The following is a 7,065-nucleotide window of genomic DNA, read 5'->3' as shown; positions in this document are numbered from 1 at the left end:
ATTCACTTCTCATTTATTCCTCCCTGTAAAAAACAAAACAAATATTACAGGGAGAAAACAAGGAGGACTACAGGAGGTAAACACTAAAATGTTTGAAATACCTAAAACCCTACTCATTCAATTCTCATTCACTTCTCCCTGTAGAAAACAAAACAAATATCACAGGGAGAAAACGAACAACAACAAATAAAATTATACTAGAACTTAAAGCTATCGGTTTTTATTTAATTAAATCAGTTATATATGCTTTAAATTCATCAGCCATTTCTGGGTGGCGTAAAGCATATTCTACATTGGCTTTCATGTAGCCTAATTTAGAACCACAGTCATGCGATTTACCTGTCATGTGGAAAGCTTCTACCGTTTCTTTTTCCATTAACATCGCAATAGCATCAGTTAATTGAATTTCATCGCCAGCACCAGGAGGAGTTAGCTTCAACAGATCCCAAATTTTTTCAGACAATACATAACGACCTACTACAGCTAAATTAGACGGCGCATCTTCAACGGCAGGCTTTTCAACAACAGCAGTCATAGGTTGAGACTCACCTGGTGCAAGTTCAACACCGCCACAATCAACCACACCGTAACTACTTACTTGCTCCATAGGAACAGGTTCAACCATAATTTGGCTATAACCACCTACTTCGTTATAACGCGTTAACATTGCTGCTAAATTTTCAGTTCTTAAATCGGCAGTGGCATCATCTAGAATCACATCAGGTAACACTACAACAAACGGTTCGTTACCAATAATAGGACGCGCTTTTAATACCGCATGCCCCAAGCCTTTTGCTTCACCTTGGCGCACATGTAAAATGGTAACGTCTTTCGGACATATTGCTTGAATTTCATCAAGTAACTGGCGCTTAACACGCTTTTCTAACGTAGTTTCAAGCTCAAACGACTTATCAAAATGGTTTTCAATCGCATTTTTAGAAGAGTGTGTAACTAAAACAATTTCTTTAATACCAGCTGAAATACATTCATTCACAATATATTGAATTAATGGCTTATCAACAATCGGCAACATCTCTTTTGGAATAGCTTTTGTCGCTGGTAACATCCGTGTGCCTAAGCCCGCTACAGGTATTACCGCTTTTTTGATTTTACTTGTCATTTTTATCCCTAATTACAGTATTTTCTTTATTGTATTGGTTGTTAAACTTTTTGTCATGACTTTATAGATGAAATGTTTGCGTTTATAGGTTTTTGAGTAATTTATTAATGGAATAAAGTGAGTTCTAACACAAACTTAAAGACATTAAAAAAGGCCGAATATCGACCTTTAAATTACTCATATTAATTAAGAGTACTGCTCAGCTATCCAGTTTTGGTAAGAACCGTCCATCACACTCTTCCACCATTCTTCGTTATTTAAATACCAAGCAACGGTTTTAGCAATGCCGGTTTCAAACGACTCTTTCGGTTGATAATTTAACTCATTATTGGTTTTAGTTGCATCAATAGCATATCTGCGATCATGACCAAGTCGGTCTTTTACATAAGTAATGAGTGACTCTGTGTTTTGTGCCATCGCTGCTTTTGCCGCAGGAAAACGAATGCCTAAGTCTTTATTCTTAATAAACTCTTGCTCAACAAGTTTAGAAATAGTTTTTACTATATCTATATTAGCCCATTCGTTATCACCACCAATATTGTAGTTCTCACCAATTCGACCATTTTGTAACACTAAGTCGATTCCGTAAGCATGATCTTCAACGTATAACCAGTCACGAATTTGTTGGCCATCACCGTAAATTGGCAAGGCTTTATCATGCAATATATTGGTGATAACCAAAGGAATAAGCTTTTCAGGAAAATGAAACGGACCATAATTGTTTGAGCAGTTACTGGTAGTAACATTTAAACCGTAAGTATGATGATAAGCGCGCACTAAATGATCGCTTGCCGCTTTGCTCGCAGAATAAGGCGAATTAGGCGCGTAAGCTGTATCTTCTGTAAATGCAGGGTCTGTTGGTGAAAGCGTGCCGTACACTTCATCAGTAGACACATGATGAAAACGATGTTCTTCAAGAACTTTACCATCATTAAAAGCCCCATCTAACCATACTTTTTTAGCTGCTTTAAGCAAGCTATAGGTACCCATAATATTAGTTTCAATAAAAGCATCTGGACCAGTAATTGAACGGTCAACATGCGACTCAGCGGCAAAATGTACTAAGGTATCAATACCGTGTTCAACCAATAACTTTTCAATTAAAACTTGGTCACAAATGTTACCATGCACAAAGGTGAAGTTAGCTTCATCTTTTACAGAGTCTAAATTGGCAATATTACCTGCGTAAGTTAATGCATCAAGCACAACCACTTTGTCGGCTGAATATTTGTTCATCCAATAATGAACAAAGTTAGCGCCAATAAAACCAGCACCACCGGTAACTAATAATTTTTTCATCATATATCTCTAAAATTTTTATAATTCTTTATAATTTCGCAGCGATAAAACAGTTACGCTGTAAACAATAAGCTAAGACTGTTCAGCTTTTAAAGCCGTCATCATAGTATGTAGTTGCTCTTGCCAATGGCTAAACTTAAACTCAGGCAAAGCGCTAGCTAAGCTGCTTTTATCTAACACACTATAATGTGGGCGTTTAGCCGGTGTTGGATATTGCGCAGTAGTTATAGGTTTAATCGGTATTTTTTTATCTAATAAGCCAAGTTGTAAACCCATGCGTTGAATAGCAACAGCAAAATCAAACCAACTCGCCACGCCTGTATCAGTGTAATGGTGAATACCATTAATCTTGTCAGTTAGGCTTGCTATGCAAACTTTAGCTAAGCCTTTAGCATATGTAGGTGAACCTATTTGGTCACTTATAACACCAAGCTCTGGTTTAGTATTCATTAAGCTCAACATGGTTTTTACGAAATTATTACCATGTATTGAATACACCCAAGACGTGCGAATAATACAACTTCTTTCTGGATAAACATCAGCAATAAAATGCTCACCTTGTGCCTTACTTGCACCATAAACCCCTAATGGATTTATTTCATCAGTAGGTAAATAAGGCGAGCCTTTATCACCATGAAAAACAAAGTCAGTAGAAACATGAACAAAAGGAATAGCTAAATCTTTACAAGCTTTAGCTAAATTGCCTGGCGCTTTTGCATTGAGCATAAAAGCATTATCAACATCGCTCTCGGCTTTATCAACGGCAGTATAAGCAGAGGCGTTGATAACACCTGAAGCTTGGTACGCTTGTAAACGTGCAGAAATTATTGATACATCTTGCAAATCTATATCATTACGCCCTAAACAAACTATTTCATGCTCTTTGGATGAAAGCTGGCTTAGCTCCCAGGCCAATTGCCCCGATTTACCTATAACGATTATTTTCATGGTTTAAGTTAGCTTTATTGTAATTGTACGATTAAATTTTTATTTATCTTGCTTCAACCTAAGCGCTAAAAGCAGGCGCATCTTTAAACAACAACCCCACTTCATCTTTAGCAGAAAGCGAAGGAGCATTGCCATTAACCAACGGCCATTGAATATTTAAAGCTGGATCATTCCACAATAACGACACTTCATGTTCTGGCGCGTAATAGTCTGTACATTTATAAACAAACTCTGCCGACTCACTCATCACATAAAAACCGTGAGCAAAACCTTCTGGCACCCAAAGTTGACGCTTATTTTCACCAGAAAGCACTACACCAACATGTTGGCCATAGGTTGGCGACTCTTTCCGCATATCTACAGCAACATCGTAAACTTCGCCCGAAGTAACACGCACTAACTTGCCTTGGGTATTTTTTAATTGGTAATGCAAACCGCGCAAAATACCATGGCTAGATTTACTATGATTGTCTTGCACAAAGCTCTTCTGCGCGCATTCACGGGTAAACTCATCTACCCGAAAAGTCTCCATAAAAAAACCACGGTCATCACCAAACACATTAGGTTCAATAATTTTTACATCTGGTATATCTGTGTTTATATAATTCACTAAAACTCCATAAAAACCCATAAAAAATAAATAAACTTCATATTTCACAAGGAGGAATGAAGGAGGACTACAGGAGATAAACATAAAGTACTTGAATATGGCTAAAGTAGTTCCTCATTCCCTTTTCATTCATTCCTCCTTGTAAAACTAAACAGCTAACAGCGATAAATGAATAAGAACCGAAAGAGAAGTAATGTTTCAAACATCAAACTCTCTTTCTATTAAAGCAAAGTTCCTCCTATCCTCCACTTGCAAGAATGACCTGTGCCTAAACGTTAAAAAGACAAATTAAATCTTCTCACACCATCCGCTAACTTTTTAACATTGAAATTAATCAGTAAACCTTTATCTATATCAGTTAACTTCATATAAGTTGACAATTGTGCTGAATACACAGGAATAATTTTATCAACTGATTTAAGCTCAATCACTAGCTTGTTTGGTAGCAGTATATCTAGCCGATAACCTGCTTCAATATCTATATTCTTATAACATATAGGCAAAATAACTTGAGATTGTGCTGTTATACCATTCAAATACAGCTCATACATCAAACATTTCTCATAAGTTGACTCTAATAGTCCAGGACCTAATTGCTTATGTACCTCAATAGCGCAACCTATGACTTTACCCGTAAAATCCATTTCCATACACTTAATCCTTTAAGTTATAAATATTAAATAAAAATCATCCCTTTATAAGTCAACTCTTGATTTTCTCATTCTTTTCTCCCTGTAAAAAGAAAAGCCCTTTAAAAAACCCGTTCTTCAATCAACTTAATTAAATACTCACCGTAACCACTTTTAATTAAAGGTTGTGCTATTTCACGCAGCTTCGCTTCACTCAACCAACCATTGCGATAACCAACTTCTTCAGGGCAATTAACTTTTAAACCTTGGCGCTTATCAATAGTGGCAATAAACTGTGCTGCAGCAAGTAAATCATCATGCGTACCCGTATCAAGCCAAGCCGTACCGCGACCCATAATTTCTACTTTTAACTCACCGGCTTTTAAATATTGATCAATAACGTCAGTAATTTCTAACTCACCTCGTGCTGAAGGTTTAACATTTTTAGCAAAGTCAACAACACGCTCATCAAAGAAATACAAACCAGGTACTGCATAGTTTGACTTAGGTACAACAGGCTTCTCTTCAATAGAAATAGCTGTACCCGAATCATCAAACTCTACAACACCGTATGATTTAGGATTAGACACATGATAGCCAAATACCGTACCACCACTTTGTTGTGCATTTGCCGCTTTAAGTGATTTAACTAAGTCATGGCCATAAAACATATTATCGCCTAACACTAAAGCAGCAGGAGCACCGTTCAAGAACTCTTCTGCTAAAATAAAGGCTTGAGCTAAACCATCAGGACTAGGTTGCACTTTGTAAGAAATGGAAACACCAAAATTTGCACCATCACCTAAAAGATCTTCAAAACGATCAATTTCTTCGGGTGTTGAAATAATCAAAATTTCTTGAATGCCTGCCTGCATTAACGTTGCAAGCGGATAATAAACCATAGGTTTATCGTAAACAGGCATCAGTTGTTTACTAACAACTTTTGTTAGCGGGTAAAGACGTGTTCCACTTCCGCCGGCTAGTATTATTCCCTTATGCATATACACTATCTAAACCTCTATTTTAATAAATTAGCAAATTGTTTTCTGATAATAAACGAATGTAACGTGCATAAATCGATTATCAAATACCTAAGTGTAAATTATATTGCTAGCTCTGTTAACAAAAGTAAATTAAAAAACAAATAGCAATGGATATATGAAACCTGTTACTAGTTGTTTTTATATTAACGTGCGCTATAAATATTTAATTCGCACTAATTTTATCGGTACTTAGCAATAGTTCACTTTAAAGAAGGCGACTTAAATTAATGAAAGTTTTTTTTAAATCAAAAACAAAAAATGATACTCCATGGTATCATTTTTATTTGTTTACAATTTCAACAGTAATTAACTACTTTTTATAAAATGCTTTGTACCATTTCACAAATTCAGCTACACCTGCTTTAACACTAACTTGTGATTTGTAATCAATCGCGGCAAATAAGTCATTCACTTCTGCATAGGTTTGGTAAACATCGCCTGGTTGCATTTCACGAAAATTTTTCTTTGCTTCAATGCCTAGCTCGTCTTCAATGGCCTTTACAAACCCCATCAAGTTTATTGGCGAACCATGGCCAATATTATAAATAGAATATGGCGCTGAACTAGAAGCCGGTGAGCCGCTTTCAACTTTCCATGCTGCATCTCTTTCAGGTACCACATCAGCAACACGAACAACACCTTCAACAATGTCATCTACATGGGTAAAGTCACGCCACATATCACCATTATTGTTAATATCGATTGTTTCACCATCTAAAATCTTTTTAGTGAAAATATAAGGTGCCATATCAGGTCGGCCCCAAGAGCCATAAACGGTAAAAAATCGTAATCCTGTGGTTGGCATATCGTAAAGATGCGAGTAACTATGCGCCATCAACTCATTAGACTTTTTGGTTGCTGCGTATAACGAAACAGGGTGTTCAACTGAATCACTTGTTGAAAATGGCGTTTTATTATTTAAGCCATAAACCGAGCTAGATGAAGCATAAATTAAATGCTTAACTTTATTATTACGACAACCTTCAAGAATAGTTAAATGCCCAATTAAATTAGAGTCGGCATAAGCCATTGGGTTTTCAATTGAATATCTAACACCGGCTTGCGCCGCCAAATGAATTACGCGGTCAAACTTTTCTTCTGCAAATAATTTAGCCATATTTTCGCGATCGGTAAGATCTAGCTTTACAAAACGAAACAGCCCTTCATTTTCTAAAGTATTTTCTAATGTAAACTTATCTAACTCAGCTAAACGCGCTAGCTTGAGGTTAACATCGTAATAGTCGTTTAGGTTATCAATACCAACAACCTCATGACCTTGCTCACATAGTTTTTTTGACACATGAAAACCAATAAAACCTGCTGCGCCAGTCACTAAATATTTCATTTCAAATCCATATAATTATTAAATCTACTTTCTACCAAAGGTGATATCGAAGCTCTAAAACGTTAGATGCC

The 7,065-nt window shown here is 36.3% G+C and carries 8 protein-coding genes; 1 reads left to right on the top strand and 7 read right to left on the bottom strand.

Going from position 1 to position 7,065, the window contains the following annotated elements; genetic code table 11:
• Positions 1–190, top strand: a 190-nt coding sequence (locus AC27H3_RS13370; protein WP_487106910.1) for a hypothetical protein, incomplete at its 5' end; no start/stop codon positions are given.
• Between the two features lie 30 nt (positions 191–220).
• Here AC27H3_RS13370 and galU read toward each other — a convergent pair.
• From galU to AC27H3_RS13335, 7 genes are all read right to left on the bottom strand, one after another.
• Positions 221–1,120 carry a UTP--glucose-1-phosphate uridylyltransferase GalU gene (gene galU / locus AC27H3_RS13365; protein WP_487106908.1) on the bottom strand — a complete coding sequence of 300 codons (900 nt, stop codon included), beginning with the start codon at positions 1,118–1,120 and terminating at the stop codon, positions 221–223.
• A 186-nt stretch (positions 1,121–1,306) separates the two neighbouring features.
• Positions 1,307–2,419 (bottom strand): dTDP-glucose 4,6-dehydratase, encoded by a 1,113-nt coding sequence (rfbB, locus tag AC27H3_RS13360; protein ID WP_273311932.1) that lies wholly within the window; start codon positions 2,417–2,419, stop codon positions 1,307–1,309.
• Between the two features lie 72 nt (positions 2,420–2,491).
• On the bottom strand, positions 2,492–3,367 hold the full coding sequence (gene rfbD, locus AC27H3_RS13355; RefSeq protein WP_487106906.1) for a dTDP-4-dehydrorhamnose reductase: 876 nt from the start codon (positions 3,365–3,367) through the stop codon (positions 2,492–2,494).
• Between the two features lie 58 nt (positions 3,368–3,425).
• Positions 3,426–3,977: a dTDP-4-dehydrorhamnose 3,5-epimerase gene (gene rfbC / locus AC27H3_RS13350; protein ID WP_487106904.1), complete on the bottom strand. Its 552-nt coding sequence runs from the start codon at positions 3,975–3,977 to the stop codon at positions 3,426–3,428.
• Between the two features lie 275 nt (positions 3,978–4,252).
• The gene (locus AC27H3_RS13345; RefSeq protein WP_487106902.1) at positions 4,253–4,627 is read right to left on the bottom strand and encodes a GxxExxY protein; all 375 of its coding nucleotides are present in this window, start codon (positions 4,625–4,627) and stop codon (positions 4,253–4,255) included.
• Between the two features lie 101 nt (positions 4,628–4,728).
• Entirely contained in the window at positions 4,729–5,607 is an 879-nt protein-coding gene (rfbA, locus tag AC27H3_RS13340; RefSeq protein WP_487106900.1) for a glucose-1-phosphate thymidylyltransferase RfbA, read from the bottom strand.
• Between the two features lie 352 nt (positions 5,608–5,959).
• The gene (locus tag AC27H3_RS13335) at positions 5,960–6,994 is read right to left on the bottom strand and encodes an NAD-dependent epimerase (protein WP_487106899.1); all 1,035 of its coding nucleotides are present in this window, start codon (positions 6,992–6,994) and stop codon (positions 5,960–5,962) included.
• Positions 6,995–7,065: the final 71 nt, after the last annotated feature.

The sequence above is a fragment of the Colwellia sp. NW0002-52-1 genome (assembly GCF_057550865.1).
Note: the sequence above shows the minus strand (reverse complement) of the source record. Positions and strands in the feature narration are given on the sequence as shown.